The organism is Thermobacillus composti KWC4 (genome assembly GCF_000227705.2).
GTDB classification, from domain to species: domain Bacteria; phylum Bacillota; class Bacilli; order Paenibacillales; family Paenibacillaceae; genus Thermobacillus; species Thermobacillus xylanilyticus.
This window is the reverse complement of record NC_019897.1, coordinates 986,567-1,012,752: the sequence shown is the minus strand read 5'-3', so window position 1 is coordinate 1,012,752 and position 26,186 is coordinate 986,567. Positions and strand designations below refer to the sequence as shown.

Annotated in this window: 26 protein-coding genes; 8 read left to right on the top strand and 18 right to left on the bottom strand. The window is 64.1% G+C overall.

The annotated features are described in order from the left end of the window. Positions 1-13 precede the first annotated feature (13 nt). The 7 genes from THECO_RS04680 to yyaC form a co-directional block, all read right to left on the bottom strand. Positions 14-352, bottom strand: coding sequence for a hypothetical protein (locus THECO_RS04680; RefSeq protein ID WP_015253911.1), 339 nt, complete (start codon positions 350-352; stop codon positions 14-16). 127 nt (positions 353-479) lie between these two features. Then, a complete protein-coding gene (locus tag THECO_RS04675; protein WP_015253910.1) occupies positions 480-1,562 on the bottom strand; it encodes an HD-GYP domain-containing protein in 1,083 nt (360 codons plus the stop codon). A gap of 35 nt (positions 1,563-1,597) precedes the next feature. Then, on the bottom strand, positions 1,598-2,284 hold the full coding sequence (locus tag THECO_RS04670) for a GGDEF domain-containing protein (protein ID WP_015253909.1): 687 nt from the start codon (positions 2,282-2,284) through the stop codon (positions 1,598-1,600). A 29-nt stretch (positions 2,285-2,313) separates the two neighbouring features. Next, positions 2,314-3,981: a histidine kinase N-terminal 7TM domain-containing diguanylate cyclase gene (locus tag THECO_RS04665; RefSeq protein WP_232427750.1), complete on the bottom strand. Its 1,668-nt coding sequence runs from the start codon at positions 3,979-3,981 to the stop codon at positions 2,314-2,316. A gap of 151 nt (positions 3,982-4,132) precedes the next feature. Then, the gene (locus THECO_RS04660) at positions 4,133-4,801 is read right to left on the bottom strand and encodes a DUF6483 family protein (protein WP_015253907.1); all 669 of its coding nucleotides are present in this window, start codon (positions 4,799-4,801) and stop codon (positions 4,133-4,135) included. A 33-nt stretch (positions 4,802-4,834) separates the two neighbouring features. Then, positions 4,835-5,683, bottom strand: coding sequence for an alpha/beta fold hydrolase (locus tag THECO_RS04655; RefSeq protein WP_015253906.1), 849 nt, complete (start codon positions 5,681-5,683; stop codon positions 4,835-4,837). Beyond that, on the bottom strand, positions 5,628-6,215 hold the full coding sequence (gene yyaC / locus THECO_RS04650) for a spore protease YyaC (RefSeq protein WP_015253905.1): 588 nt from the start codon (positions 6,213-6,215) through the stop codon (positions 5,628-5,630). Before yyaC ends, THECO_RS04655 begins: the two co-directional genes overlap by 56 nt. Positions 6,216-6,409: 194 nt before the next feature. Here yyaC and THECO_RS04645 point away from each other — a divergent pair, with 194 nt between their 5' ends. Continuing rightward, a complete protein-coding gene (locus tag THECO_RS04645) occupies positions 6,410-6,652 on the top strand; it encodes a DUF1128 domain-containing protein (protein WP_015253904.1) in 243 nt (80 codons plus the stop codon). Between the two features lie 26 nt (positions 6,653-6,678). On the opposite strand, the gene THECO_RS04640 is transcribed toward THECO_RS04645, so the two are convergent. From THECO_RS04640 to THECO_RS04625, 4 genes are all read right to left on the bottom strand, one after another. Beyond that, complete coding sequence (locus THECO_RS04640) at positions 6,679-7,143, bottom strand: hypothetical protein (protein ID WP_015253903.1); 465 nt, start codon at positions 7,141-7,143, stop codon at positions 6,679-6,681. A 225-nt stretch (positions 7,144-7,368) separates the two neighbouring features. Next, positions 7,369-8,991 (bottom strand): UDP-glucose--hexose-1-phosphate uridylyltransferase, encoded by a 1,623-nt coding sequence (locus tag THECO_RS04635; RefSeq protein ID WP_015253902.1) that lies wholly within the window; start codon positions 8,989-8,991, stop codon positions 7,369-7,371. A 27-nt stretch (positions 8,992-9,018) separates the two neighbouring features. Continuing rightward, complete coding sequence (gene galE, locus THECO_RS04630) at positions 9,019-10,011, bottom strand: UDP-glucose 4-epimerase GalE (RefSeq protein WP_015253901.1); 993 nt, start codon at positions 10,009-10,011, stop codon at positions 9,019-9,021. Between the two features lie 147 nt (positions 10,012-10,158). Then, complete coding sequence (locus THECO_RS04625; protein WP_041854175.1) at positions 10,159-11,331, bottom strand: galactokinase; 1,173 nt, start codon at positions 11,329-11,331, stop codon at positions 10,159-10,161. A gap of 190 nt (positions 11,332-11,521) precedes the next feature. Here THECO_RS04625 and THECO_RS04620 point away from each other — a divergent pair, with 190 nt between their 5' ends. The 3 genes from THECO_RS04620 (at position 11,522) to THECO_RS04610 (ending at position 14,993) form a co-directional block, all read left to right on the top strand. Continuing rightward, the gene (locus tag THECO_RS04620) at positions 11,522-12,496 is read left to right on the top strand and encodes an AraC family transcriptional regulator (protein ID WP_015253899.1); all 975 of its coding nucleotides are present in this window, start codon (positions 11,522-11,524) and stop codon (positions 12,494-12,496) included. 144 nt (positions 12,497-12,640) lie between these two features. After that, positions 12,641-13,420: a sigma-70 family RNA polymerase sigma factor gene (locus THECO_RS04615; protein WP_015253898.1), complete on the top strand. Its 780-nt coding sequence runs from the start codon at positions 12,641-12,643 to the stop codon at positions 13,418-13,420. Positions 13,421-13,523: 103 nt separating this feature from the next. Then, entirely contained in the window at positions 13,524-14,993 is a 1,470-nt protein-coding gene (locus THECO_RS04610; protein ID WP_015253897.1) for a CorA family divalent cation transporter, read from the top strand. Between the two features lie 397 nt (positions 14,994-15,390). Here the strand turns inward: THECO_RS04610 and bioB are convergent, their stop codons facing one another. The 3 genes from bioB to THECO_RS04590 all read right to left on the bottom strand — a co-directional run bounded on the left by bioB (position 15,391) and on the right by THECO_RS04590 (position 18,769). Next, the gene (bioB, locus tag THECO_RS04605; protein ID WP_015253896.1) at positions 15,391-16,437 is read right to left on the bottom strand and encodes a biotin synthase BioB; all 1,047 of its coding nucleotides are present in this window, start codon (positions 16,435-16,437) and stop codon (positions 15,391-15,393) included. Between the two features lie 173 nt (positions 16,438-16,610). After that, positions 16,611-17,144, bottom strand: coding sequence for an MFS transporter (locus THECO_RS04600; RefSeq protein ID WP_232427749.1), 534 nt, complete (start codon positions 17,142-17,144; stop codon positions 16,611-16,613). A 275-nt stretch (positions 17,145-17,419) separates the two neighbouring features. Then, positions 17,420-18,769, bottom strand: a complete 1,350-nt coding sequence (locus THECO_RS04590) for a GH1 family beta-glucosidase (protein ID WP_015253894.1) — start codon at positions 18,767-18,769, stop codon at positions 17,420-17,422. A gap of 262 nt (positions 18,770-19,031) precedes the next feature. Between THECO_RS04590 and THECO_RS04585 the strand changes: the two genes are divergently transcribed. Then, positions 19,032-19,811, top strand: coding sequence for a lipase family protein (locus THECO_RS04585; protein ID WP_015253893.1), 780 nt, complete (start codon positions 19,032-19,034; stop codon positions 19,809-19,811). Between the two features lie 18 nt (positions 19,812-19,829). Here the strand turns inward: THECO_RS04585 and THECO_RS21590 are convergent, their stop codons facing one another. Then, positions 19,830-19,979, bottom strand: coding sequence for a hypothetical protein (locus THECO_RS21590; RefSeq protein ID WP_015253892.1), 150 nt, complete (start codon positions 19,977-19,979; stop codon positions 19,830-19,832). 191 nt (positions 19,980-20,170) lie between these two features. Between THECO_RS21590 and THECO_RS04580 the strand changes: the two genes are divergently transcribed. Both THECO_RS04580 and THECO_RS04575 read left to right on the top strand, forming a co-directional pair. Next, positions 20,171-20,515: a helix-turn-helix domain-containing protein gene (locus THECO_RS04580; protein WP_015253891.1), complete on the top strand. Its 345-nt coding sequence runs from the start codon at positions 20,171-20,173 to the stop codon at positions 20,513-20,515. Continuing rightward, positions 20,512-21,366 carry an SDR family NAD(P)-dependent oxidoreductase gene (locus tag THECO_RS04575; protein ID WP_232427748.1) on the top strand — a complete coding sequence of 285 codons (855 nt, stop codon included), beginning with the start codon at positions 20,512-20,514 and terminating at the stop codon, positions 21,364-21,366. The genes THECO_RS04580 and THECO_RS04575 overlap by 4 nt, the downstream gene beginning before the upstream one ends. Before the next feature lie 155 nt (positions 21,367-21,521). On the opposite strand, the gene trhA is transcribed toward THECO_RS04575, so the two are convergent. Together trhA and THECO_RS04565 are read right to left on the bottom strand one after the other, a co-directional pair. After that, positions 21,522-22,163: a PAQR family membrane homeostasis protein TrhA gene (trhA, locus tag THECO_RS04570; protein ID WP_015253889.1), complete on the bottom strand. Its 642-nt coding sequence runs from the start codon at positions 22,161-22,163 to the stop codon at positions 21,522-21,524. A 177-nt stretch (positions 22,164-22,340) separates the two neighbouring features. Next, on the bottom strand, positions 22,341-23,366 hold the full coding sequence (locus THECO_RS04565; RefSeq protein WP_015253888.1) for an NADH:flavin oxidoreductase/NADH oxidase: 1,026 nt from the start codon (positions 23,364-23,366) through the stop codon (positions 22,341-22,343). A 185-nt stretch (positions 23,367-23,551) separates the two neighbouring features. Here THECO_RS04565 and THECO_RS04560 point away from each other — a divergent pair, with 185 nt between their 5' ends. Then, positions 23,552-24,508: a D-2-hydroxyacid dehydrogenase gene (locus THECO_RS04560; protein WP_015253887.1), complete on the top strand. Its 957-nt coding sequence runs from the start codon at positions 23,552-23,554 to the stop codon at positions 24,506-24,508. On the opposite strand, the gene THECO_RS20410 is transcribed toward THECO_RS04560, so the two are convergent. Further along, complete coding sequence (locus tag THECO_RS20410; protein WP_015253886.1) at positions 24,502-25,350, bottom strand: alpha/beta hydrolase family protein; 849 nt, start codon at positions 25,348-25,350, stop codon at positions 24,502-24,504. The two genes, THECO_RS04560 and THECO_RS20410, sit on opposite strands and share 7 nt — an antisense overlap. Positions 25,351-26,186: the final 836 nt, after the last annotated feature.

Sequence of the window (26,186 nt, the reverse complement as noted above, 5' to 3'; positions counted from 1 at the left end):
TTGCCGCTCGGCATCAGCCGATGACGGCGAATGTCTCGACGCCCGCGGGTATCGTCCGCGTGCGGAACAGGAACCCGTTCGAATCGAACACGCGCAGCGTATAGCTTACCCGCGTGAGCGTGGCGACGCCGCTGAACCGGACGACGCCGAAGCGGTCGAAGGCGGCGGTCTGCACAAGCACGCCGTTTCGGTACAGACGGGCAATAAACCCCGTCGTATCGAAGGGCACGCCGTTCGACTGCACCCATACGACGGTCAACCGATCCAGAATCGGACTGTTCGGGCTCTGAAGGTTCGCCGCGGAATTCAGTCTCCATCTCCGCGCGGATTTCGGCTTTGACGGTTTGCGCATCGCGATCCCTCCCCTCGCCTCCAACGTATGCAGAAGCTGCGGGGGAAGACACGGACAATGCGGATAAGCCTTCGTTCTGGCCCCGGGACAAAAAAAAGAAAACCGGCTTGCGCCGTCTTTCACGTGATCACAGCTCTTTCACAATCATGAGCTGCATGTCGTATTTCAGGTCGATTTCGTAGGGTGTGGACACCGGACGGCCGTCGGCTTCGCGCAGGATGCGCACAACCGGACGGTGAACGGCGAGCGGGTTGTTGGCCGTCACAACGGCGATTTGGCCCGTGTTGAGCATGACCGTCGTCGCGACCGGATACACCGACACATGCCGGCAGAACAGCTTGATCAGTTCCAGGTCAAACAGCGTATTGCCGGCTGCGAACAAATACTCGATCGCCTCGGACGGCGAGTAGCGGTTGCGATAGGAGCGCGGCGACGTGAGCGCGTCATACACGTCCGCAATCGCGATAATCTGCGCGTATTCGTGTATTTCATTGCCTTTGAGGCCGCGGGGATAGCCGGAGCCGTCATACCGTTCATGGTGCTGCAGCGCGCAGTGCGCGGAGAGCAGCGAGATGTCATGCTGCGTTCGCAGCATGTCGAACCCTTCCGTCGTATGCTTCTCGACAATGGCCCGTTCTTCGGGCGTCAGCGGCGTGGTCTTGTGCAATAGCTCCTTCGGCACCTTGGTCATGCCGATGTCAAAGAGCAGCGCGCCGACGCCCAGCTCCTCGATCTGATTCCGGTTGTATCCTTTGGCCATGCCCATGATGCCGGCGAGCACGGCCACATTGACCGAGTGCTGGAACAGGTAAGCGTCCGCCACATGGATCTGGGCCAGACTGTACATGATGTCCTTGCGCTGCAGCAGGTCATGAATGATCTCCCCGAACAGCGCCCGGAACGTCCGCCCGAGATCCGGCGTCGATGCGCGTCCCCTGTAGGCCGGCGTGTCCATCAGGCTGCCGACCGTCTTGTAGATGGTGTCAAACGCGCGTTGGTACGTTTCGTCGCGAATCACTGCTTCGGGCACGATGTCGCTGGTCCATTCGTCTTCCACATAGACGACATCGATTCCCAGGCCGCGCAGCCGTTCGATAAACCGTTCGTTCATTTCGACGCCTGCGCCAAGCAAAACGCTGCCGTTCTCCCGCATGATTGGCCTTGCGAGCCTCTCCCCCGGCCGAACCATACTGATGTGAATTCTTCTCATGAATTTACCCTTCCTTCGGCAGCTCTGACTTGCGTTCATGCCTGCAGCATGGTCTGGCGGTCATAACCGCGTTTCCGGCTCTCCTTGTCGTCGTACATGCGCCGGTCCGCATGATGCAGCAATGCCTGCAGCGTGTCGCCGTCTCCCGGGAACACCGCCGTTCCCACGGACGCCGAGACCCGGGTGCCGATCCGCTTCGACAGCTTGTCCAGCGCATCGCCGATCTCTTCGGCGATCGGCTGCCCGGTTCCCCTGTCGAACGGACGGATGAGCAGAAACTCGTCGCCGCCCCAGCGCGCGACGATCTCTCCCTTGCCCGCGCATCCGCGGAGGGCGCCGGCGATAAGCTGCAGCGCCTGATCTCCGGCCTGATGGCCGTATGAATCATTGATGAGCTTGAAGTCGTTGATATCGATCAGGGATACCGAAAGCGGCTTCCCGCGTTTCGCCGCCTGACGAAGCAACTTCGGCATCATGCCCGAGACGTATTTCCGGTTCCAGATCCGGGTCAGGTCATCCTGCATCGCGATCGTCCGCATCCGGTCATACGCCTTGCCTGCCAGCCATGCCAGGGGAAGCAGCACCAGCAGGAAAAACACGGCCGCCAGCATCACCACCGCCGGATTGACGGCATGACCGTCGAGCAGCGCGTACAGGCCAAGCAGCGAGGCGCTGCCGACAGCCGAGTAACCAATTGCCGCGATCTGCCCTTTGCTGCTCATGCCGCACCTCCCGGTTCAGCATACGATCGTCAATCGGCGGCGACGATCCGGTTCCGGCCGCCGTTCTTGGCACGATACAAGGCGGCGTCCACTCTGGAGAACAGTTCCCGGAGATATTCCTTCGGATCGTCGATCCTGTCCGGATTGCTTTCTTCCACGGCAAGCACGCCCATGCTGATCGTGACCTGGACGGTCCGGCCGCTTGCGCCGGTGCTGATCTCGCTCGACGACACGGCTTGTCTGACCCGTTCGGCCAGCATCAGCGCCTGCGTGCGGTTCGTGTGCGGCAGATAGACGGTGAACTCTTCACCGCCATACCGCGCCACGATGTCGGTCCGGCGCAGGCAGCGGCGCACGGTGTCGGCCGTGTGCTTGATGACCTCGTCGCCGACCAGATGTCCGTGGATGTCGTTAATCGATTTGAACAAATCAATATCGAACAAGAAAATGGCGAACGGAATGTTGTACCGGATGTTCGTCATGATCTCGTGCTCGAGCTGCTGCATCAAATACCGCCGGTTGTAGCAGCCGGTCAGACTGTCCGTGATCGCCATCCGCTCCAGCTGCTGGTTCATGGCGTACAGCTCGGCCTGCATTTCGACCAGTTCACGGTTCCGCTGTTGAAGCGCTTCATTCTGACGGTATGAAGATTCAACGAGCGAGCGAAGCTCGCTCACATCCTGGAACGTCAGCACCCGGCCGATCAACACGCCGTGCGCTTCGATCGGTTCGCCGTGTATGATGACATGGCGGAATGTATCGTTGTCCTTGAACGTCACTTCGATCTGCGCGGGCCGCGGCGGATTGCCGCGATACGCCTGCAGAAACGAATCGACCCCGCCTTCGACATCCAGCGGCTCCAGCAGCGTCTCGATCCGCAGCCGGTCTCCCGTCCGGATATCGAACAGCCGCCGGAACACGCGGTTCGTCTCCAGCACCACATCGTGCTCGTCGAGCACCGCGACGCCGGTCGACATGCTGTCCACGACATTCACCTGCGCGATGCGCACGACATCGAACACGCCGTATCTCCGGATGGCGATGACGAAGTAAATGACCGAAAACATGATGCCGAAAGACGTCAGCCCGGAGATGGTCGGGAGCTGCTTGTCGATGACGACGTTGACGAACGTGTCGCCCAGCGCGAAGACGGCCAGAATGACCATGCCCGTGACGGCCGTCTGAACCTGGCGCCGGTGCCGCGGCGCGGCGCTGTGGCGGGACGTCCGCATGAACAAGGCGGATGACAACACAACGTATATGAATTGTATGGCGACCATTATCCAGAATATCGGTCCGTATTCACGTTCGGCATAATCCGTTCCCACCGGCTTCATGAACAGGCCGGACGGATTCAGCAGAATCAGGATGACGACCGCAATCGTCGGGATCGCCAATGCCGTCATCGACCTGCGGTTCAACACATACGAGCTGCCCGAAAGAAATATGGCGAATATGGTCCAGGCAACCCCGACGACGGAGATGCCCGCAAACCCGATCTTCAGGTAGAATGACTGGTAGAACGGGTCATCCGTGGTCCCTGCTGCGAACTGACTCAGCGGCCACAGCAGCAGGCATGCGTGAAACGTCAGGTAAACCTTGTGCAACCGGGTGATCGTACTGCTCATGAACACATAGGCGAATAATGCCGACGTGACAAGGAACAGGCCGAAATCCAACCACAACGCATATTCCAAAGTGGTCACCACATTACTAAATATAGGTAGTCATTCCACCTTATCTTAGCACAAACCGGTTTTCTCCGACAATCGGCACCGGCGACTCCGCATGCACGCCGTCAACAATACAATACACGATGTCAGCGGGAAATTCGACATTTTTTTAGCCTTATCCTTCCTTGTCCGTCCCGCTTTCCTCCGCATCCAACGCCGCCAGCCCGGCTTCCGCTTCCTCGCGCGGCAGTCCGCCTCCGGCGAGCCGTTCGTCCGGAAGCTTCAGCAGCCTCTTGTAAAACGCGACGGCCGTTTTCCGATCCGCCCCTTCCGACTCCAGCCATTCGTACAGCCAGTTCTCCGCTTCGGCGTACCGGCCGCGGCGCTCGCACCAATGGGCGAGGCCGAGTGTCAACGACGGCGGCAGCTCCCAGGCGGCAAGCTCCGCAAGCAGCGCCTCCGCTTCTTCGTCGGGGTCCAGCGCCGCGTCGTCGGGTTTCTCCGCCGATACCCGGAGATTCAATTCCAGCGCCTTGAGGCGACGCCGGTACGCCAGTTCTTCGTCTCCCCCGGCATCCGCGACCGCCGCGGCCTCCCTGAGCAGCCGCGCGACGGCGATGATCGCGCCGGCGTCCGGAACACCGGCCGTCGTGTGAAGCTGCGCCAGGTCGTCCGCCGACAGCCGGTCGGCGAGATCCAGCCGGAGCCGCAGATGCTGTTCAAGCCAGTCGTCGATGAAGCGGAGCGCCTGCTCTTGCTCTTGTCTGCGGCGCAAGCCGAGAATGGTGCCGGCCGCTTCGGCCGCCTGCGCGATCATGCGCATGATGTAATCCCGCTGGAACATGCTGTCTCCCTTCCGCGGCGCATCCCGCCGGCGTCATGCTTGTCCCGATATGACCCATTCCGTGAAACCGGCGATCGCTTCCGCCAGCTTCGCGGGCGCTTCCATCATCGACATATGCCCGCAGCCGGCCAGCAGCACGCGGCGGACGTTCGGGCCTTCCGCGTCGATGAAGGTCCGCTCCGGGGCGACAACCGCGTCGCCTTCTCCCGCGACGAGCAGCACCGGCACGGAAGCGCTCCGCACCACGCCGGAACGGTCCGGCCGCGCTTTCATGCCGAGCGCCGTCGCCGCCGCGCCCGCCGGCGAGACGCCGAGCCCGATGGCGGCCGTGCGCGCGACTTTGTCCGGCATGCGCTCGCGGTTCTCCGCTGCGAACAGTTTCGGTGCAAGCTCGTTCACGAAAGGCGCCGCGCCTTCCGCAAGCAGCCGTTTCGCCGTCTTGTCCCGGCCGGCTTTCGCTTCCTCGGTGTCAGGCAGCGGGGTCGAATGGACAAGGCCGAATCCCCGCAGCCGGTCCGGGTGCTTCCCGGCGAAGGCGAGGGTGATGTAGCCGCCGAGCGAATGGCCGAGGACGATCGCCTCGCGTTCGCCGAGCGCATCCAGCAGCCGCAGGAGATCATCCGCGAACTCTTCCATTGCATATACCGTGCCGGCGGGCGCTTCGGACAGGCCGTGGCCTCTCAGGTCCGGCACAATGTACAGACCGCTGCCCTCAAGATGCGGCAGCGTCTCCTCCCAGTAGGCGGAGCTGCCGCAAAAGCCGTGCAGCAGCACGACGGCCGGGTCGGCCTCCCGCCGCTTCCGGCCGTATGTCAAATATGCCAGTTCAGCGCCGGATGCCGCGCGGATCCGGCTTGCCGCAATCGAGATCGGTTCGCTCATGTACGTCCCTCCGTAACCGGCCGGATGTGGCCGGCGTCATTCTCCATGCCTCCGCCGCCGCGGCGGCCGCGCTCTCCGCCATGTCGATGACCAGCGAGAGCGGCGCGGTCATCAGCGCGTAATAGGGCTTCGCCGACCGGGCGGCGACCACCGCCGCGGCGCTGTAATGACCGGCCTCGGGCAGCCGCTTGCCGACGGCTTCGGCCGGCAGCAGCGGGCCGCGGGCAACCGAATACTTTCCGACGTTGGCCGGCGAGCCGAGGCACGCGTCGAAGGCGATCACCGTCTTGCCGGCCGGCAGGCCGGCCAGCACGTCCGGCAGCCGGTCCGCGTCGCAAGGCTCGCGCAACGTGCCGTATACATGCGGCCAGCCGGCCTCCAGCAGCCGGCTCCCGAGCAGCGGACCGAACGCGTCGCCCGTCGACCGGTCCGTGCCGATGCAGAGCATGACGATGTCATCCGGATCCGGCAGCGCGGCGGCGATACCGGACAGAAACCCGGCAAGTCCCGCCGTGTCGACCAGTCTGCGCATCGGGGTTCCGCCCTCCTTCGCTTGTTGGAAGCGCACGCCCGTTCCGGCACGCTTGCCGCCCGTATCCCTTCCATTCTAGCGGAAGCCGGCCGCCGGCCGCAAATGGATTGGCGCCGCGGCTCCCGGGCATGTTACAATGCGGTCATGCGGCGGATGCCGCCGGCATTTCCATATTATAAGGAAGGAAGTTGACCATGACGGATTTGCGCGAACCGACGGAGGACAACATCGCCTTCATGATCGAAGCGATCAAGTCGAGGCTTCGCATGGCGGCCGGAGCGGCATTGCAGGCTTCCCGTTTTCCTCTCGAGCATTATGACGAGATCAAGGAACTGTACGAACTTGTTCAGGCCAAGCCGCATTTCAGCGTCAGCGAAGTCGAAGCGCTGGTGTCCGAGCTCGGGCGTCTGAGCGCTTCGAAGCCGTCAGACGCGTAACGGACCGGAAATTGAGGGGCGGCCGGTCAGCCTTCGCTCGCCGCGGCTGCCTGCGCGTCCGGCGCCTCTTGATCCTCCGCTTCCAGCACCAGCTTGACGCTGATCCGCTTGTTCTCCCCTTTCAGGAAGAAGGCGATCCGCTCCAATTTGTCGGCCAGTTCCGGACCGGGCAGCGTCACGTTCAGTTGATAGGCAAAGTGGTCCTGCTTCGCGCCGGAGAGCGAGTTCCTGAAGTCGCCGTATCCGTACGGCCGCGACTCGGAGCGTTCGTGGATGAGCTGCTCCGGATAGAACTTCTCCGATTTGTTGACCACGCGGTCGTAAATGCGCAGCTTCTTCAGCATCATGTAATATTGGGCCGAATGTTTCAGTCCCCAGGCTTCCCGAATGTCCTTGAGCGTGTAATCGAGCTTGTACCGTTTCAACTGTTCGACCTGTTCATCCGCATCAAGACGCATGAATTCTTCCAAAGGCATAATGGAAACCGCCATTCTCATCATCCCTCCCGCGCCTGAACGGCGATTCTGAACCGGCCAGCCGCATATTATTTTTTTATAATTCCTTCCATATTTTAATAAATAATTGCGGGATAATCAACGTTCATGTCAGGTTCCCATTATATTGAATTTACTGGCATGACAGCCCATCCGAACGCGGACAAAATCAAAAGATCGTCATTGTCCCGACAGGTCGGGACAATGACGATCTTCTTGCCGTTATCCTTGATGCACCGGGCGCCAACCCGCCGATTCCACGAACGCGGCAAACGCGGCCCGGCCGGCGTCGTCGCGCTTGAACACGCCGGCGTCGCACAGCACTTCGGTGAACTTGCGCCCGACTTCTTCCCGCAGCAGGCGCTCCGCTTCCGCCGGCGGCAGCGAGGTGCCGTGCGCGCGCACCAGTCCGGCGAGCCAGCCGGCATGCGGATGCAGCGGATGCGCCGCGTCGGCGAACGCCTCCGGATCGTACGGCTGATCCCCGGCCAGGATGGCCGCGATCTGCCGGAGCTCGCGCTTCAGCCGCCCGGGCAGCACGGCGAGCCCCATCACTTCGATCAAGCCGATGTTCTCCCGCTTGATGTGATGCAGATGGCGGTGCGGGTGGAAAATGCCGTCCGGATGCTCCTCGCTTGTCCGGTTGTTGCGGAGCACCAGGTCGAGCTCATACCGGCCGTCCGCCTTCCGCCGCGCGATCGGCGTAATCGTGTTGTGCGGCTGCCGCGTGCCGTCCGCCAGCGTCGTATGCGCGAGAATGCCGACGGACGGGTCGGAGTGGTCCCGCCAGGCGGCCAGCAGGTCCGCCGCGGCTTCCTCCAGCTCGTCCCGACGCTCGCCCGAGAGCCTGAGAACGGACAGCGGCCAGCGGACGACGGCGCAGCTGACACCCAAATACATCGGATGCCGGTACACCTTCTCCGTCTCCGCCTTCTCCATCGCGAATGGATGGCGTCCGGCCTGAAAGTGGTCGTGGTTCAGGATGGACCCGCCGACGATCGGCAGATCGGCGTTCGATCCGACGAAATAATGCGGGAACCGATCCAGAAAATCGAACAGCCGCGTGAATGTCGCCTCCGTGATCGCCATCGGCACATGCTCGGCGCGGAGGATGATGCTGTGCTCGTTGTAATACACGTAAGGCGAATATTGGAAAAACCAGTCTTCGCCGTTCAGCGTAAGCGGCAGCACGCGCAGGTTCTGGCGCGCGGGATGGTCCGGCCGGCCCGCGTAGCCGACGTTCTCCGGGCAGAGCAGACATTTCGGATAGCTGGACGGCGGCAGCGAGCGGATGCGCGCGATCTCGCGCGGGTCTTTCTCCGGTTTCGACAGGTTGATCGTAATTTCGATGCCGCCGTACTCGCTCGCATGCACCCAGTATTCGTTCTGCCGGACGCGGTCCATCCGGACGTAATTGGACGCGATGTTCAGCTTGTAGAACGCGTCGGTCGCCGCTTCGATGCCTTCGCGCTCCGCCAGCCGGGCGAAGGCGTCCGCCGTCTCCGAAGGCCGCGGCATGATGAGGCCCATGATCCGGGCGTCGAGCAGATCCCGGGAAGTCGTCGTGTCGTCCGGCACGAGCCCGACGGCGATGCCGTAGTCGATCAGCGGCGCGAGAACCGGCGCGGCTTCCGCGGGCACCGGCTCGCTGCCCGCCGCCGTCTCCCCGGCGGCGCCGGGCTCCGTGAAGCCGAACAGGTCAAGCAGCGCGTTGAGCGCCCAGTCCCGGTCCGCCGGCCGGATCAGCCCGTGATGCAGCGCATAGCGGACGAGCCGCCCGATCGCCGCCTGCGCCTGCCGCGCCTGTTCCGGCGTCACCGGCGCGCCGGATGTCGGTTCGGTCATGATGCAGTCCTCCTTGTCATCTCCGGCTCACCGGTCTCCGTACCCTTCGGGGTGCGCCGTGTGCCATGCCCAGGCGGTGCGGATGATCGTGCCGATGTCGGAGCGGCGCGGATTCCAGCCGAGCTCCCGCTTCGCGCGCTCCGGGGACGCGACGAGCACCGCCGGGTCGCCCGCCCGGCGCGGCTGTACGACGACGGGAATGTCCCTGCCCGTTTCGCGGCGCGCCTGCTCGATGATCTCGCGGACCGAATAGCCGCGGCCGCTGCCCAGGTTGTAGACGGCGCTGCCTTCGCCGCGGCGCAGCCGGTCCACGGCAAGCAGATGGGCGTCGGCCAGGTCCGAGACGTGGATGTAGTCGCGGATGCACGTGCCGTCCGCCGTGGGATAGTCGTCGCCGAAGATGGCGACATGCGGCCGCTTGCCGAGCGCCGCCTGCAGCACGATCGGCACGAGGTGCGTCTCCGGGGCGTGATCCTCCCCGATCCGTCCGCTCTCATGCGCGCCGGCCGCGTTGAAGTAGCGGAGCGAGACGTTCTGGATGCCGTGCGCGGCATCGAACCAGCGGATCATCCGCTCCATCGCCAGCTTCGTCTCGCCGTAGGCGTTCGCCGGCTCCGTCTTGTCCGTCTCCTCGATCGGCACGCGCTCCGGTTCGCCGTACACCGCCGCCGTCGACGAGAAAACGATCCGCTTCACGCCGTTCGCCCGCATGCGTTCAAGCAGGCAGAGGGTGCCGTAGACGTTGTTGTGATAATACTTGCCCGGGTCCGTCATGCTCTCCTGAACGAGCGAATTCGCGGCGAAATGGATGACCGCGTCGATCTCGTGCGATCCGAAAATGCGGTCCAGCAGCGCCTCGTCCCGAATGTCGCCTTCATAGAAATGTGTGCAGCCGTCCGCCGCCTGCCGATGTCCGGTCTGCAGATTGTCGAGGACGACGACTTCTTCCCCGCGCTCGAGAAGCGCCGCCGCCGTGTGCGAGCCGATGTAGCCCGCTCCTCCCGTCACCAGTATTGCCATGGTTTCTGCTCCTTTCCGTCCGGTTCGCCCCGCGGGGAGTCCGCTTCTGTCTGACGCATCCGCCCGACGCGCCGCATTCGCCCGCGTCAGACGCAGCCCCGTTCGACGGACTCGCCCCCGGTTCGGCCGGTTCTTTATCTCCCGTTGTTATTCGATCCGTTCGACACCGTTGCCGATCGAGCAGACGTAGAAGTCCGCCTGAAGCCCGGTCGCTTCCGCATAGCGGCTGCCGACCACGCGCTTGAACGTCTCGACCGCGTCCTCGTGCACGAGCGACACGGTGCAGCCGCCGAAGCCGGCCCCGGTCATGCGCGAGCCGAGCACGCCTTCCACGCTGCGCGCCGCATCGACCATCGCGTCGAGTTCCCGTCCCGTCACTTCATACAGGTCGCGCAGCGAGTCGTGGGACGCGTTCATCAGCCGGCCGAACGCCGCGAGGTCGCCCCGCCGCAGCACGTCGACCGACTGCCGCACCCGGTCGATTTCCTCCACGACATGCCGCGCCCGGCGGCGCACCGTTTCATTGCCGATCAGATGTGCATGCGCGCGGAATTCGTCCGGAGTGAGCCGGCCGAGCAGTTCGAGATCCGGGAACGCTGCCTTAAGATCCCGCACCGCCTGCTCGCATTCGCCGCGCCGCTCGTTGTACTTCGAGTCGGCCAGCTCCCGGCGCTTGTTCGTGTTGCCGATGACCAGCTTGTACGCGCCGCTGTCGAACGGCACCAGCTCGTATTCCAGCGTGTCGCACATGAGCAGGATCGCGTGATTCCGGCGGCCGTTCGCCACCGCGAACTGGTCCATGATGCCGCATTTGACGCCGACGAACTCGTTCTCCGCCCGCTGCGCCAGCTTCGCGATCTCCACCGTGTCGGTCTTGTGCCCGTTCAGCTCCAGCAGGCCGAACGCCGTCACGACCTCGATCGACGCCGAGGACGAGAGACCGGAACCGTTCGGAATTTCGCCGCAGTACAGGATGTCGGCGCCGCCGCCGAGATCGAAGCCCATCGCCTGCAGTTCGCGCACGACGCCCTTCGGGTAGTTCATCCAGTCGTCGGCCGGATCGTAGGCGATGCCGTCCAGGCTGATCCGTCCGGCCGCGGGAAAGTTCGTCGACGCGAGCCCGATCGTGCGGTCCGTCCGGGGCCGCGCCAGCATCGTCGTGCCGAACGTCAGCGCCGCCGGAAAAACGTACCCGCCGTTGTAGTCCGTATGTTCCCCGATCAGGTTGACGCGCCCCGGCGCGTGATAGACCCGGAGCCCTTCCTCCGTGCCGCCGTAGCGCTCGATGAATTGCTGTTTCAGACGCGCAAGATCCGCCACTGTCATCACGTTCCTTCATTTCAAGGTTTCGTTCCGCTAGCCCCAGTATAGCGGAGCGAAGCGGGGCAAGCGAATGGCGGAAAGTGAATTCGATATGGATTTTTGTGACTTCATTCGGACGTGCGGATGGCCGTTTTCGCTTCTCTGTGGTATGGTTGAAGCAACAGGTCAATCATGAGGAGATGGAACCATGGAACGCCATCCTGTGGAAGGCCGCAAACCGGAACATTCCCCGCCGTCACGCGGCCCCGCCGAATCGGAGCGCGCGCCGGCGGCACGCATGCCGGCGGAACGCGTGCCGACCTACAGCGTCGTATCCAACCCCGTCTCGATCGAGCACGGCGACCTGAACGTGCTGTTCTCCGGCGAAAGCCAGACCCGGCCCGGACACCGGATCGGCCCGAAGGTTTACGACTTCTGGCTGCTTCACCACGTGCTGTCCGGGACCGGGGTCTACCGCGTCGAAGGGACCGAATACCGGCTGCGCGCCGGGCACGCGTTCCTGATCGCGCCGGGGCGGCTCATCGAGTACGCCGCGGACGAACGCGATCCGTGGCGGTACCGCTGGGTGGCGTTCGCCGGCTCGCAGAGCGAAGCGCTCGCCGCCTCCGCCGGCTTCACGGCGGCGCGGCCCGTGGCCGATGCGGGACGCAGCCTCCGGCCGGCCGCGCTCATCGGCCGGATCCAGCGCGCCTTCCGCGAAGGCGGCAAGCTCGCGCATCTGGAGGCGGCGGGCTGCCTCAGCCTGCTCATGGTCGAGTACGGCAAAGCGCAGGCCCGCGAAGACGCGCCCGTACCCGGCCCCGGAGCCGGGGGCAACGAGCTCGTCCAGCGGATCGTACACTATCTGTCCACGCAGTACGCGGAACCGGTCTCGATCGAGTTGATGGCCGCAACGCTCGGTTTCAGCCGCGCCTACCTGTCCCGCGTCTTCAAGCGGCATACCGGGATGACGCCGGTCGAGTTCCTGCTCCGGCTGCGCATCGATCACGCCCGGCGCCTGCTGCGGGAGCGGCGCGAACTGACGGTGGAGCAGATCGCCGCCTCCGTCGGCTTTCAGGACCCCCTCTACTTCTCGAAGCAGTTCCGCCGCATCTGCGGCATGCCGCCGACGGCGTACCGCGAATCGATGCTCCGGCTGGGAGCGCCATCGCGGGGAGATTGACGAAACAGGTCGAATGCCGTCGATTCCGAAGGAAGCCGGGCGTCCGGTACCGGTTCGATCGGCGTATGGTTTAAATTGGATGAATTTTTTTAAAATTGGTGACAGAAAGGTGGAGGATCTGAAAAAGACGAGGTGGCAGACCAAATGAAGCGTACGTCCAAACCGACGGCGGCCGATACGGATGCGCTGCTCTCCGTCTATCGGTCGAGTCCGTCCCGCGAGAACGCGGCGCGGGTGATCGAAAAGTGCGAGCCGATGATCCGGCTGGCCGCAGCGCGCGTATCGCGCAACCGGCCCGATCTGTACGAAGATTTGCACCAGGTCGGGAGGCTCGCGCTCTTTCGCCTGCTCGGCCGGTACGATTCGGCCGTCGGCGCGCAATTCGAAACGTATGCGATGAAAAGCTTGGTCGGCCATATGAAGAACTATTTGCGCGACAAATCGTGGTATGTTCAGGTGCCCCGCCGCATCAAGGAAAAAGGCATCCACGTCCGGCAGACGATCGACGAGCTGACCGCGCAGCTCGAGCGACCGCCGAGCGTCGAAGAGATTGCGGAACGGCTCGGCCTCACGCGTGACGAGACGCTGGAGGTGCTGGCCGGCCGCGACATGTACCACTATGTCTCGCTCGATACGCCGATTTATGATGACGAGAATCTGTCCACGCTGGGCGACCGGATCGGCCATCCCGGCGACGAGTTCACGGCGGTGGAAAGCCGGCTGGACCTGGAGCTGGCGATGAAAAGGCTCAAGCCGGAAGAAGCCGAGGTGCTGCGGCTCGTGTTCGGTTTCGGTCTGCCGCAGCGGGCGGTCGCCGAACGGCTCGGCGTCTCGCAGATGAGCGTGTCGCGCATGCAGCGGCGGGCGATCGGCAAGCTGAAGCGCTGGCTGTCGGATAACCGCCGCGGCGAGGAATGCCACTGATCCCCTGCGCCGCCGTGAAGGAGTCCCTTGTCCTGCAAGCCCGCCAGCGGGTATGATGGGAGTGATCAAGACAAGCGCGCAATCGCCCGAATGGAGGGACGATATGAATCACCGCATGCTGCGCATGCCGGCAGGCTGGGAATGGCATCTGCTGACCGACGGCCGCGCGTCTTCGGACCTGGCGCCGGGGCCGCGCGTGGGATCGGCGCTGCCCGGGACGGACCGGCCATGGCCGGCATCGCCGCAGATCGGATCGGAACAGCCGGCGCAGGCTTCGGTGCAGTCCGGACAGGAGCAGCCGAAGGCGGGCACGGCGCAGGACGGAGCGGAACAACCGGGGGCTGCATCGACGCCTTCCGCAGCGGGATCGGAAGCGCGGGCGGATTCGGTGCAGGACGGAACGGAAGCGGCGGGACCGGCCGACGGCCGCCCGGCGGGTTTCGGGGTGCAACATGCGGACGCGCCCCGTACGGAAGCGCGGGGCGCGGTCTTGACCGCCGGACGGACACGCGCGGCCGCGCTGGCCGAAATCAAGCGGCAGCTTCCGGAATGCGCCAACTGGCTCGATCAGTCGCTCGAACGGCGGGAGACGCTCGCCGTGTCGACGGAGACGCCGGATGCCGGCGATGCGGCGTTCGGCACGCTGCCGCTGCGGATGTCCCCGGACGAGCACGATGTCTGCCCGCTTCATTACTGGCTGACGGAGAAGCGGCTCGTCACGCTGCAATTCGACCTGCGGTTCATGCTCCGCCTGCAGCGCCCGCCGTGGGACGACCGGCTCGAGCGGGCGGCCGGCGCCCCCGAAGCGTTCGCCGTCATCCTTACGGCGGCGCTTGATGCGATGCGCAGCGGGTTCGAAGCGTTCGAGCGGCGGCTGGCCGGGCTGGAAGCGGACGCGGAACGCAGCGGCCGGCCGATCCCCGTCGAGGTGCTCGCCGAGCTGCAGCGCGGGCTGCTGCAGTGGAACCGGCATTTCCTCGCCGTGGTCGAAGCGGAATCGGCGGCCGCCGAATCGTTCGGCATGCGGTTCACGGACAGTGAACCTTACCGCCGGCTGCAGCGCCGGCTCAGCCGGATCCGCGCGCTCATCGACCGGCACGCCGAAGCGATCGAGGCGCTGACCGCGCTCAGCGGCGCGGCGTCGATGCAGAAGAGCGGCTCTCTGCTCAAGGCGCTGGCCGCCGTCATCGTGCTGCCGGCGCCGGCCGCGGCGGCGGGCGCGCTCTGGGGCATGAACGCCGGCGGCGTGCCGCTCGCCGACAAGCCGTGGGGATTCGCGGCCGTATGCGGCGGCGCCGCGCTGCTCTCCCTCATCCTGTATGGATGGCTGCGCCGGATGACGCGCACCGGCCCGGACCGGACGGCGAGCGGCGGGCGCGGGCGGCAGCCGCGCGCCGCGGCCCGAAGCGCGGCCGCGCACGGCGGCTCGCTTCCGGGATACGGTCACGACGGCGCCGGCGGTGCCGGATGGCAAGCCGGGCAGGACGGACGCGGCATCGGGCAAGCCGGACAAGTCGGACAAGCCGGCCAGACCGGGCTGCCCTCCCGTCTATCCCGCCGGAAGCGCCGGTAGCGAAATTTCCGTGGCACCGGCCCCTGCCGGCGGCTGGCAATTACGGCATCCCGTGCCGTTATTGCCGCCTCGCGACCCGACGGTGGGCCGTTTAACGGCACATGGTGCCGTTAATTGGCGGCGCGCAGCCCATCGGCCCGCCCGATTGCGGGCAATTACGGCATCCCGTGCCGTTATTGCCGCCTCGCGACCCGGCGGTGGGCCGTTTAACGGCACATGGTGCCGTTAATTGGCGGCGCGCAGCCCATCGGCCCGCCCGATTGCGGGCAATAACGGCATCCCGTGCCGTTATTGCCGCCTCGCGACCCGGCGGTGGGCCGTTTAACGGCACGTGCCGTTATGCCGCTCAGCAGCGTCTTCAACATTCACCGCACAACGAATCCCCCCGCCGCGGACGTCACGCCCCGGCGGGGCTTTTTCTCTCCTCCGAATCCGCGGACTCCGGCGCATATTGCACGATCTCGAAGCCGAGATCCTCGATCATCTGATGATCCCGCGACACTTCCTGGCCGGGCGTCGTCAGGTAGTCCCCGACGAACAGCGAATTGGCGGCGTACAGCGCCAGCGGCTGCAGGGACCGCAGGGTGATCTCGCGGCCGCCGGCGACGCGGATCTCCTTGTCCGGGCAGATGAACCGGAACAAGGCCAGCACTTTCAGCGCTTTCCGCGCGGACACCCTTCCGGCGCCCTCGAGCGGCGTGCCTGAAATGGCGTTCAGGAAATTGACCGGGATGGAATCGGCATCCAGCGCGCGGAGAGTGAGCGCCATCCCGACGATCTCCTCGTCCGACTCGCCCATGCCGATAATGACGCCGGAACACGGCGAGATGCCGGCCGCCTTCACCCGTTCGACGGTCTCGACGCGCTGCTCGAAGGTATGCGTCGTCGCGATCCGGCCGTACCGTTCCCGGCTCGTGTTCAGGTTGTGGTTGTAGCGATGCACGCCCGCTTCTGCCAGCTGCTCGGCCTGGCCTTCGCGCAGCAGCCCGAGGCAGGCGCAGATCTTGAGCGGCATCGTCCGTCGGATTTCCCGCACCGCTTCCGCCACTTCCCGCAGTTCCCGGTCGGTCGGACCCCGGCCGGATGCGACGATGCAGAACGTGCCCGCCTTGCGCTCGAGCGCTTCCCGCGCCCCGGCGAGCAGCGATTCCTTGTTGAGCAGGCTGTATCTCGGAATGTCCGCCCGCGAGACGATCGACTGCGAGCAATACCCGCAGTCCTCCGGGCAGAGACCGCTCTTGGCGTTCATGATCATGTTCAGCATGACCTTGTTGCCGAAATACCTGCTCCTGACGCGCCAGGCGGCATGAAGCAGCGGCAGCAGCTCTTCGTCCGGCGCACGCAGCACGTCGAGCCCTTCTTCGACGGTCAGCGGACGGCCGGACAGCGCGGCGTCCGCAAAGGCATTCCAGTCTGTGCGCGGTTTGCAGTCGATATGCGGCATGCGCATTCCTCCATTGTTAACCTTTTGTTAATCACAAAGTTAACAATATCAGCGCATTCGCCTCCTGTAAAGCGCCTGAAGTCGTTCCGGGAGGTCCGAAAGATCCACGACTTCTTTCACCCTGCCCTTCGGCGCCTCATTCACGCGGTCGAATGCGCCCGTGATCCGCATGCTTATCCCCTGCGGCTCTGGCGATTACCCCACAAGGTGAAGAGAATGCCGATCAACGTCACCAGGGAAGCCGACCAGGGCACGGCTCTCAGTCCGCCGCCGATGCCGAAATCGATGACGATTCCGCCCAGATAAGCGCCCAGGGCGTTCCCCAGGTTGAAAGCCGCGATGTTCAGCGTGGAAGCCAGCGTCGGCGCTTCCCTGGCGGTGTTCAGCATGTGCAGCTGCAACCCCGGCACTGTGCCGAACGCGGCCACGCCGAGCAGGAAGACGAGAATCAGCGTCGCGATTTTCCACGGGCTCAAGGCACCCAGCAGCGCCAATGTCGCGGCCAGGAGCACCAGAATGCCGATGAGCGACGGCATCAGCGCGCGGTCGGCCAGCTTGCCGCCGTAAATGTTCCCGATCGTAATCCCGATGCCGAACAGGACGAGAATGTAAGCGACCGAATTGACGGAAAAACCGCTGATATCCACGAGAATCGGCTTGATGTAGGTGAAAGCGGTGAATACGCCGGCAAAGCCGAAAATCGTCATGAGCAGCGCAACCAGCAGGCCGGCCGTCTCAGCACCCCGATCTCGCTGCTCAGCCGGGAAGGCGCGGCTTGAATGCGCGGGACGAGCACCATGACGCCGATCAGCGAAATGATCCCGATGGCGGTGATCGTCCAGAAGGCCGAACGCCATTCAATCGATCACGTGATCACCTCCGCTTCTACATCACATTTTAACCGCAATTGCTTCCGGGAACGAGACGCTCGCCAAGTACAGACGGCCGTTCGGGAAGCGTCCCCGACGGCCGTCGTCCGTGCTCACACTTCGATGTAATTGTTGCGCGCCAGCTTGCGGTACCAGCGGAAGCTGTCCTTCTTGATCCGCTGCTGCGTCTCGTAGTCGACGTAGAGGATGCCGAAGCGCATCGAATAGCCGTACGCCCATTCGAAGTTGTCCATCAGCGACCAGGTGTAGTAGCCCTTCACGTTCACGCCCGATTCGATCGCGCGGGCCACCTGCAGGACGTGCTTCTTCAGATACTCGATCCGGCGCTGGTCGCGCACCCGGCCGTCCGCGCCGGGCTCGTCGTTGTAGCAGGCGCCGTTCTCCGTAATGTAGATCGGGATGTCGCCGAACTCCCGCTTGATGTAGGTCAGCACGTTGTACAGACCCTGCGGGTAAATGTTCCAGCCGATGTCGGTCTTCTCCCAGCCCATCGGCACTTCCTGGAATCCGAAGATGTCGCCTTCTTCCGGATTGTAGCGTCCGATCCCGCCCGTGTAGTAGTTGATGCCGAGGAAATCGATTTTCGAGCCGATCAGCTCCATGTCGCCCGGCTCGATCTTCGGCTTGCCGCCCAGCTTCTCGAACCATTGGACGAGCTTCTCCGGATACTGCCCCGTCATGACCGGGCGGAGGAACCATTCGTTCAACCAGCCGCGCCGGCGCCATGCCGCCTCCACGTCTTCTTCCCGGTCGGAGAACGGCTCCATCCATTCGGTGTTCGGCGCGATGCCGATTTCGCCCTTGATGCCGAGCTCGCGGAACAGGCGGACCGTCTTGCCGTGCGCCACCAGCACGTTGTGCGCAACGTCGATCGCCGTCTGCAGATCGCGCAGACCGGGGGCATGCGCGCCGATATAGTTGGAGAGGAACGAGATGCACCACGGCTCATTGAACGTCGCCCACAGCTTCACCTTGCCGTCGAGCGCCTTGAACACCGTCTCGGCATATTTCAGAAAATGATCGATCGTCTCGCGGTTCGCCCAGCCGCCGCGGTCCTGCAGCGCCTGCGGGAGATCCCAGTGGTACAGCGTCAGCATCGGCTCGATGCCGTGTGCCAGCAGCTCGTCCACCAGATTGCGGTAAAACTCGATGCCCTTCGGGTTGATCTCGCCCGAACCGTCCGGAATGATCCGCGGCCAGGCGACCGAGAACCGGTAGGACGTGATGCCGAGATCCTTCATCAGCTTGACGTCGTCCTTGTACCGATGGTACATGTCGCACGCGACATCGCCGTTGTCGCCTTCCCATACTTTGCCGGGCGTGCGGCAGAACGTGTCCCAGATCGACAGGCCGCGCCCGTCTTCCCGGTATGCCCCTTCCACCTGGAATGCGGCGGTGGCGGCCCCCCAGACGAATCCTTTCGGAAACTGCACGATAGCCAAATCCACTCTCTCCTTCCGTTATTTTGCGCACATGATGAACAGATGGACGCGGTCGCCGCGTCCATTTTCGCTTCATGTCTTCCATTGTAAAAGATAAACGGACCTGTTCCACTCTCCTGTTTGGCCATGGTTGTATGCGATTTTGTCATTGGCTGGAAAAATACTGGAACGGTCCAGGAGTTTCCGGCTTGCAATCCGACATGTTCGGCGGCTTTCCGTCATAAGTTTCCTTGAGGCAAAAACGGGGCGGGAGGCGGAGCGCATGTCAGAAGTAACGAGGGGATGGAGCGCAAGGCGCGCGCTGCTGCTGCTGGCCGTCTTGAGCCAGGCCTACGCGCAATACAAACGTCCGGCCGGCCCGATCGTCCTGCCGCATCCGTACCGGATGACGGCCGCCATCGCGGGCAAGGCGTACGCGGACGATCAGACGGCGTTCGCCTTCCTGGTCGAATCGGAACGGGACGCCGTCCTCGCGTTCCGGGGCACGATCCGCACGGATGAATGGGTGTCGGACGCCATGGCCCGGCAGATCGCCTGTCCGTTCGATTCCCGCATGGGTTGGACCCATGCCGGATTTACGGACATCTACGAATCCATGCGTGGCAAAATAGCGGAAGCGCTGGAGACGATCGCTTCCGCCAAACCGCTGTTCATTGCCGGGCACAGCCTGGGCGGCGCGCTGGCCGTGCTCGCCGCCGCCGAGCTGGCGTCCGGCGGGCGGCAGCCCGTCGTCTACACCTTCGGCGCGCCGCGCGCGGGCAGTCCCCGCTTCGCCTGCCGTTACGACAAGCTGGTGCCCGATTCCTATCGTGTCGCCAATCCGCATGACATCGTCACCCGGCTTCCGCCCCCGATCTGGTGGTCGCCGAGGACGAACGCCTTCTACTTCTACCGGCATGTCCGCACGCGGATCGGCGTCGCGTTCCGTTCCGGCCGACGGTCGGGCAATCATTCGCTCCGCGGCTATTTCCGCTCGCTCGCCCTCCGGGACCCCGCCTATGCGGCATCCCTCTGGGCGTCGGTCGGAACGGATGAAGATTGATGGACCGATCGCATGCTTTCATTGACCGTCCGTCGGGCGGTCTTCGACCTCGGACAAGCCGCGGCGTTTGACAGCGCGCCTGGTGAGAATCTCATGGGTGACGACCGCCGTGAGAACGATGAAAGCCAGCACGATGAACCATGCCGACTCACCTGTGTAGAACGTCACTGTAACCCTCCTATCCAATCTGGAATTCAAGCGCATTGTTCATGAAACGTGAACTGCTTTTCCTGATTATAGGAGAATTGCACGAAAAAATCAAGGATTTTTTCACGTTTCATGAATGGTAAAAGGGGTTTGTTCATTCATCGTGTACTATGTTATCAACTCTACTAACACGATAGACGGGTGAAAGCGCCATGATCGGCGAAAGACTGCGGAAATTGCGCAAAGCGAAAGGCATGACCCAGGAACAGGTGGCCGCCTACCTGAACGCCGCCAAATCCACGGTCTCACAATATGAGAACAATGTGAACGAACCGGATCTGCAGACGTTGGTCAAACTGGCCGACCTGTTCGGCGTGTCGGTCGACTACCTGTTCGGCCGCGGCGAACCGGCCGACAAGAAAGAGGAAACGGCCGACTGGCCGCATCTGTTAAAGGAGAAATTGACGGAAGAGGAAGCGGAATATTTGCAGGAAAGCCTGGCCATGTATCGGAAATGGAAGGCGCGCCGCTCGAAGGATCGGCGGGGAACGACGTGACGCGCGCCCCTGAACGGATCGACACCGCGCTCGTCACGGGCGCGGGCGGGGGCCTCGGGCTCGAGACCGCCGTCGCCCTTGCGGAAAGCGGTTACCGCGTCGCCGCCGGCCTGCGCGACATCTCCCGCGCGAACGCGCTGCTTGAGCGGGCGCGGGTAAACGGCGCGGCGGACCGGATCCTCCCGCTTCAGATGGATGTGACCGACGCGGGCCAGATCCGGACGGCCGTGCGGGAGGCGGAGTCCGCCTTCGGCGGCATCGGCCTGCTTGTGAACAACGCCGGCTTCGCCGCGGGCGGCTATACCGAAGCATTGCCGCCGGAGCTGTGGCGCCGTCAGTTCGACGTGAACCTGTTCGGCGCCGTCGAGACGGTCCGCGCCGTCCTGCCCGGCATGCGCCGGCGCGGCTCGGGCCTGATCGTGCAGGTCGGGAGCATCAGCGGGCGCATCGGCCTGCCCGGCTTCGCCGCCTACAACGCGTCGAAATTCGCCCTCGCCGGCTGGAGCGAGGCGCTGCGCCACGAGCTGCGCCCGCTCGGCATCGACGTCGCGCTGGTCGAGTTCGGCGCTTACCGGACGGGCATCTGGGCGAAAGGATTCGCCGGCCTGCCGGAGGATACGCCCGAAGACTACCGCCCGCAATTCCGGCGGATGCTCGAGCTTGCCCGGCGGTCTGCGGAACGGACGCCGGACGCGCGGCTTGCCGCCGCGCTCATCGTCCGCCTCGCGCGCGGACGTCCCCGCCGGTTCCGCTATCCGGCCGGGGCGGGCGTCCGGCTCGCGCTCGCGGCGCATGCGCTGCTGCCCTGGCCGCTCTACGAGCGGCTGATTCAGGCGATGCTGCGCGGGTAAGCCATCCGCAATGCACACACAAAGGCGGGGCCGCCATCGGGTCCCGCCTTTGTTGTGCGCGAGTGAGCATTGTGGTGCACATCTGCACCGGATTGCCCGCCGCATGCCCATTGTCGACCTCACATGGTGCATATCTGCACCAGATCGGCGTCCGGTCACGGCAGCAGGTAGAACAGGATGGCGCAGAAATGCAACGCCGATCCGGCGAGGACGAGCAGATGCCATACGGCGTGGTGGTATTTCAGCCTTCTCCACAGGAAGAAGACCGTGCCGACCGTGTAGGCGGCGCCTCCCAGGACGAGCAGGACGAGCCCTTCGGCCGCCATCCGCTCGGTCATCGGCCCCCAGGCGGCGACGATGATCCAGCCCGTCGCCAGATACAGCAAGGTCGACACGACCGGGTATCGCCCCGGAAAAAGCGACTGGAACGCGATGCCGAGGACGGCCGCGGTCCAGACGATGCCGAGCAGCGTCCAGCCGAGCGCGCCCTGCACGGCGTGCAGCACGACCGGCGTGTAGGTGCCGGCGATGAACAGATAAATGCAGGCGTAATCCGCGATCTCCGCCCATCGTTTCGCCCGGCCTTCCGGCAGGCTGTGGACGAGCGTCGATGCGGTGTAGACCAGGAGCATGGCGATGCCGAACACAGTGAAGCTGAAAACGTGCAGCGGCGTGCCCTTGACGGCCGCGAACAAGACGAGCAGCACGAGCGCCGCCAGACTGAGCACGGCCCCGATGCCGTGGGTGACGGCGTTCGCGAGCTCCTCTCTCCGGGTAAACGTACAGGTTTCGGTCAATATTTTTCCTCCCTTGCCCCGGGGTGCATGCGGCGCCGGCCACAACCGGACGGCATGCCTTGGCGGCCCGGGGCGTTCCTGCCATTATACGCCTATTCGGGAGAAAAAGCGAATGCGCAAAAAGGGACTCCGCTTCTTCCGCGAAGTCCCTCGAAGTCCTTCTTCCGCCGCCGAGCCTCAAAATCCGCGTTCGTATTGTTTCGGGGCGATCTCTTTGGAAAGCCCGGTCGTCTCCCGGATCGCGTGCAGCGACCAGTACGGATCGTACAGCATGCCGCGGGCGACGCCGACGAGATCGGCATCGCCGTTCCGGAGCACCATCTGCGCCACCTGCGGATTGTCCAGCCGGCCGACGGCGATGACCGGAACGCCGAGCGCTTCCTTGAACGCGCGGGCGTAAGGCACCTGGAAGCCGGGCGTGTCCGAAGGTTTCCGTTTGCCCGGCTTGCCCTCGCCGCCCGACGATATGTCGAAGATGTCGACTCCCGCCGCCTGGAGCCGCTTGCCGAAATCGATCGAGTAGTCGATGTCGTAGCCGCCGTCGACGTATTCGACGGCCGACAGCCGGAAGATCAGCGGCATGTCGGGCGGCAGCACCGCCTTGACGGCCCGGACGACTTCTTCGGCGAACAATACGCGGTCGCGGCCGTATTCGTCGTCGCGCCGGTTCGAATACGGCGAGAGGAACTGGTGGATCAGGTAACCGTGCGCGCCGTGCAGCTCGACGGCGTCGACTCCGGCTTCCACCGCCCGTCTGGCCGACTCGGCGAATTTGACCACGAGCCCTTTCACTTCCTCCGTCGTCAGGGCGCGCGGCGTTCTGTACCGCTCGCTGTAGGCTTCGGCCATCGGACCGACGGGCACCGGCTCGTCCTCCGCCTTCCGGCCGGCGTGCGCGATCTGGATCGCGACCTTCGCGCCGTGCTCCTGGCACGCGCGGATGATGCGGCGGAACGCCGGCACATGATCGTCCGACCAGAGACCGAGGCAGCGGTTCGAAATGCGGCCGGCCGGCTCGACGTTCGTCATCTCGATGATGATCAGCCCGGTGCCGCCGACCGCGCGGGATACATAATGGACATAATGCCATTCCGTCGGCATGCCGTCCTGGCCGTGCGCCGAGTACTGGCACATGGGCGGCATGACGATCCGGTTGCGCAGCTTGAGCCCTTTGTGTTCAAACGGCGTCTCCAATCCGACCATCGTTTCACGTCCTTTGCAAATTATTGCTTGTACGCAAGCATTTCGCACATTCCCATTATAAAATATCTTCCTTGGCCGGAAAAATCGGATTTTTCGATCGTTCACCCGCATCCAGTTTCCCGGCCCGTGTTGCGGTTGTGCTATAATGTTCAGGAATTCATCACGAGAAACGGAGGACAAGACCGATGGGAACCATACTGTGCCTGCACGGATTCGGCCCCGAAGAACAGGAGAAAATCCGCCGGGCAGCGCCCGGTGCCACCATCGTTTTCGGACGTTCGGCCGAAATCGGGCCTGACGTCTATCGGGATGCGGAAGCGGTGTGCGGCTGGAACGACCGGGTCGCGGAAATTTGCCTGCAGGAAGGTGCGAAGCTGCGCTGGGTACAGACGTGGTCGGCCGGCATCGACAGCCTGCCGCTCGAGAAGCTGCGGCAGCGCGGCGTGCTGCTCACCGACGCCGCCGGCGTGCACTCGGTCGCCGTGGCGGAGACGGCCCTCGCGCACATGCTCGGCCTGACGCGGGGCATCCATATCGCCGTGCGCAGCCAGATGGCCGGGGAATGGCACCGCCCGTCCGAGCTGTCGGAACTGTATGGACGGACGGCGCTCATTGTCGGCGCCGGCGCCATCGGCACACGGATCGCCGAACTGGCGCGCGCCTTCGGCATGCGCACGATCGGCATCCGCCGCACGCCCGCTCCGCAGCCCGCCTACGACCGGGTGGACGGAATGGACAAGCTCGACGAGGCGATCGCCGAGAGCGACTATATCGTGAACGTGCTGCCGGATACGCCCGAGACGCGCGGCATTTTCGACGAAGCGCGTTTCCGCCTGATGAAGCCGACCGCGTTCTTCATCAATGTCGGACGCGGCGCGAGCGTCAAGACGGAGGCGCTGGTCGAAGCGTTGCGCGAACGCCGGATCGCGGGCGCCGGGCTCGACGTGTTCGAGGAGGAGCCGCTGCCGTCCGGGCATCCGCTCTGGGCGCTCGACAACGTCATCCTGACGCCGCACACCGCCGGCCACACGAACCGGCTGAAAGAGCGGGTCGCCGATCTGTTCGCGGCCAACCTGGAGATCTATCTGCGCGGAGAGACGGACCGGCTGATCAATCTCGTCAACTACGACAAAGGCTACTGAGCCGGGGAAGGCGGCCGTACCGGCCGGAGCGAGCGGACCAGCCAGTCCAGGACCGCCGCGGCCGTTCGCTCCAGGTTCGTCGTCTTCGCCGCCGCGCCGGACGGCCCGTGCTGAAAATAGTCCTTGTGCCCGCCGTCGATCGTGATGGCGGCGATATGGCCCGGCGCCCACCGGCGCGAATCCCAGACCGGAATGCCGGCGGCGGCTTTGCGGATGCCGCCCCACGTGCCGAGCCGCGTGATCGGATCGCGGATGCGGCCGCGTTCGTCCGTCGCATAGAAATACGCCGTCCGGTCCCGCAAGGCGGGATGGATGCGCACCTTCGGCGAGCCGATCTGGACGATTCGGCAGTCGCGCACGGCGCCCTCGGCCAGCAGGCGCCGCCCCGCATGGTAAGCGGCGACGCCGCCGCCGCTGTGGCCGATCAGCACGACGACGCGGCCCGCCGAACGCTCGCGGATCGCCTCGACGATCGGCTCCGCCGGCGCCTCAACCGCGCTGCTTCGGGGCTCGGCCGGTTGCGCGGCTGCGCCGTGCCGCGGCGAGCCTTCGGCCGATGCATACTCGCCGGCAGCTTCCATCTGCAAATCGCCCAGCCGGTCGATGGCAGGCTGCAGATTGTCAGCCGCGAGCGCCAGCCTGCGCGCCACATCCCGCGCCACTTCCCGCAGCTGGCGGTGCAGCGGGATCGTATGGTCGCCGTACGGGTACAACACGTGTACGTCAGCGTCCGCATACCCCGCCTCGATGCTCATCGCCTTCAGCCGTTCCGCCGGTTCCCGGAAATAGGTCGGCCACGTCTTGACGCCGGCAAGCAGATACAGATCGACACCGCCATTCATGATGCCTCAGCCCCTTTCCGACATGGTGCTCCGATCGCATGGATGCTCCTCCTATGTTCTCCTCCGATGCAGTATCCGTGTGCGGAATCTTCTCTCCGATGATCCTGTCTCCGGTTGCGATGTCCCCGGTTCGGGAAATTGTTCCGTACATAGTGTTGCTCCGATTGCGGCACCTGATCCGATTGTGATGCTTGATCCGACTGCGTTGCTGTTCTGAATTGTGAAGCTGCTCCAGTCCGAGTTGTTGCCCGTTTGTGATGTTGTTCCGAGCGTGAATTTGATCCGTTTGTAATGTTGCTCCGATCGTGATATTGGTCCGTGTGTGATGTTGCTCCGAGCGTGATGCTGGCCGGATTTTGCGATGCTGCTCCGAGCGCGGTGTTGCCCCGTTTGCGAAGTATTTCTCCGTTTGCGAGCCATCCGGTATGACCCATTATGCCGTTGCGCCGCGTTGTTTTCCAGCCGGGTTTGGATGGTTGAGCCTGCCGGTCGCCCGGTAAGGCAATTGCTGTCTTCACCAAATTTCTTCCGCCGTCGCTCGGGGTGTCCCCCGACACAAGGCTTCCTGAATCGAACCGCAGCACATTGATCCCGAAGACGGGATGAATTGGCGAAGTTTTTTCCTCTATTTTTGATTTTCGAGCCCAAATCCGCAAAATAGAAGAAATAACTTCGCTTATTCTCGAAAAACATGCACAAAACGGATGTTTTTCCGAAAACAGGAGAAAATTTTTCTTTTATTTTCGTTGAAAACGCGATTCTCTCCGAAATTGATGAAAATTTTTCGCTTATTGTGGCCAGGCTGGCCGGCCGGCGCGGACAAACAAAATCCCCGC

What these genes read in the sequence shown, in the direction of transcription:
- THECO_RS04680 (WP_015253911.1), bottom strand. Translation starts at nt 352, where the DNA reads ATGCGCAAACCGTCAAAGCCGAAATCCGCGCGGAGATGGAGACTGAAT.
- THECO_RS04675 (WP_015253910.1), bottom strand. Translation starts at nt 1,562, where the DNA reads ATGAGAAGAATTCACATCAGTATGGTTCGGCCGGGGGAGAGGCTCGCA.
- THECO_RS04670 (WP_015253909.1), bottom strand. Translation starts at nt 2,284, where the DNA reads ATGAGCAGCAAAGGGCAGATCGCGGCAATTGGTTACTCGGCTGTCGGC.
- THECO_RS04660 (WP_015253907.1), bottom strand. Translation starts at nt 4,801, where the DNA reads ATGTTCCAGCGGGATTACATCATGCGCATGATCGCGCAGGCGGCCGAA.
- THECO_RS04655 (WP_015253906.1), bottom strand. Translation starts at nt 5,683, where the DNA reads ATGAGCGAACCGATCTCGATTGCGGCAAGCCGGATCCGCGCGGCATCC.
- yyaC (WP_015253905.1), bottom strand. Translation starts at nt 6,215, where the DNA reads ATGCGCAGACTGGTCGACACGGCGGGACTTGCCGGGTTTCTGTCCGGT.
- THECO_RS04645 (WP_015253904.1), top strand. Translation starts at nt 6,410, where the DNA reads ATGACGGATTTGCGCGAACCGACGGAGGACAACATCGCCTTCATGATC.
- THECO_RS04640 (WP_015253903.1), bottom strand. Translation starts at nt 7,143, where the DNA reads ATGGCGGTTTCCATTATGCCTTTGGAAGAATTCATGCGTCTTGATGCG.
- THECO_RS04635 (WP_015253902.1), bottom strand. Translation starts at nt 8,991, where the DNA reads ATGACCGAACCGACATCCGGCGCGCCGGTGACGCCGGAACAGGCGCGG.
- galE (WP_015253901.1), bottom strand. Translation starts at nt 10,011, where the DNA reads ATGGCAATACTGGTGACGGGAGGAGCGGGCTACATCGGCTCGCACACG.
- THECO_RS04620 (WP_015253899.1), top strand. Translation starts at nt 11,522, where the DNA reads ATGGAACGCCATCCTGTGGAAGGCCGCAAACCGGAACATTCCCCGCCG.
- THECO_RS04615 (WP_015253898.1), top strand. Translation starts at nt 12,641, where the DNA reads ATGAAGCGTACGTCCAAACCGACGGCGGCCGATACGGATGCGCTGCTC.
- THECO_RS04610 (WP_015253897.1), top strand. Translation starts at nt 13,524, where the DNA reads ATGAATCACCGCATGCTGCGCATGCCGGCAGGCTGGGAATGGCATCTG.
- bioB (WP_015253896.1), bottom strand. Translation starts at nt 16,437, where the DNA reads ATGCCGCATATCGACTGCAAACCGCGCACAGACTGGAATGCCTTTGCG.
- THECO_RS04600 (WP_232427749.1), bottom strand. Translation starts at nt 17,144, where the DNA reads ATGACGATTTTCGGCTTTGCCGGCGTATTCACCGCTTTCACCTACATC.
- THECO_RS04585 (WP_015253893.1), top strand. Translation starts at nt 19,032, where the DNA reads ATGTCAGAAGTAACGAGGGGATGGAGCGCAAGGCGCGCGCTGCTGCTG.
- THECO_RS04580 (WP_015253891.1), top strand. Translation starts at nt 20,171, where the DNA reads ATGATCGGCGAAAGACTGCGGAAATTGCGCAAAGCGAAAGGCATGACC.
- THECO_RS04565 (WP_015253888.1), bottom strand. Translation starts at nt 23,366, where the DNA reads ATGGTCGGATTGGAGACGCCGTTTGAACACAAAGGGCTCAAGCTGCGC.
- THECO_RS04560 (WP_015253887.1), top strand. Translation starts at nt 23,552, where the DNA reads ATGGGAACCATACTGTGCCTGCACGGATTCGGCCCCGAAGAACAGGAG.
- THECO_RS20410 (WP_015253886.1), bottom strand. Translation starts at nt 25,350, where the DNA reads ATGAATGGCGGTGTCGATCTGTATCTGCTTGCCGGCGTCAAGACGTGG.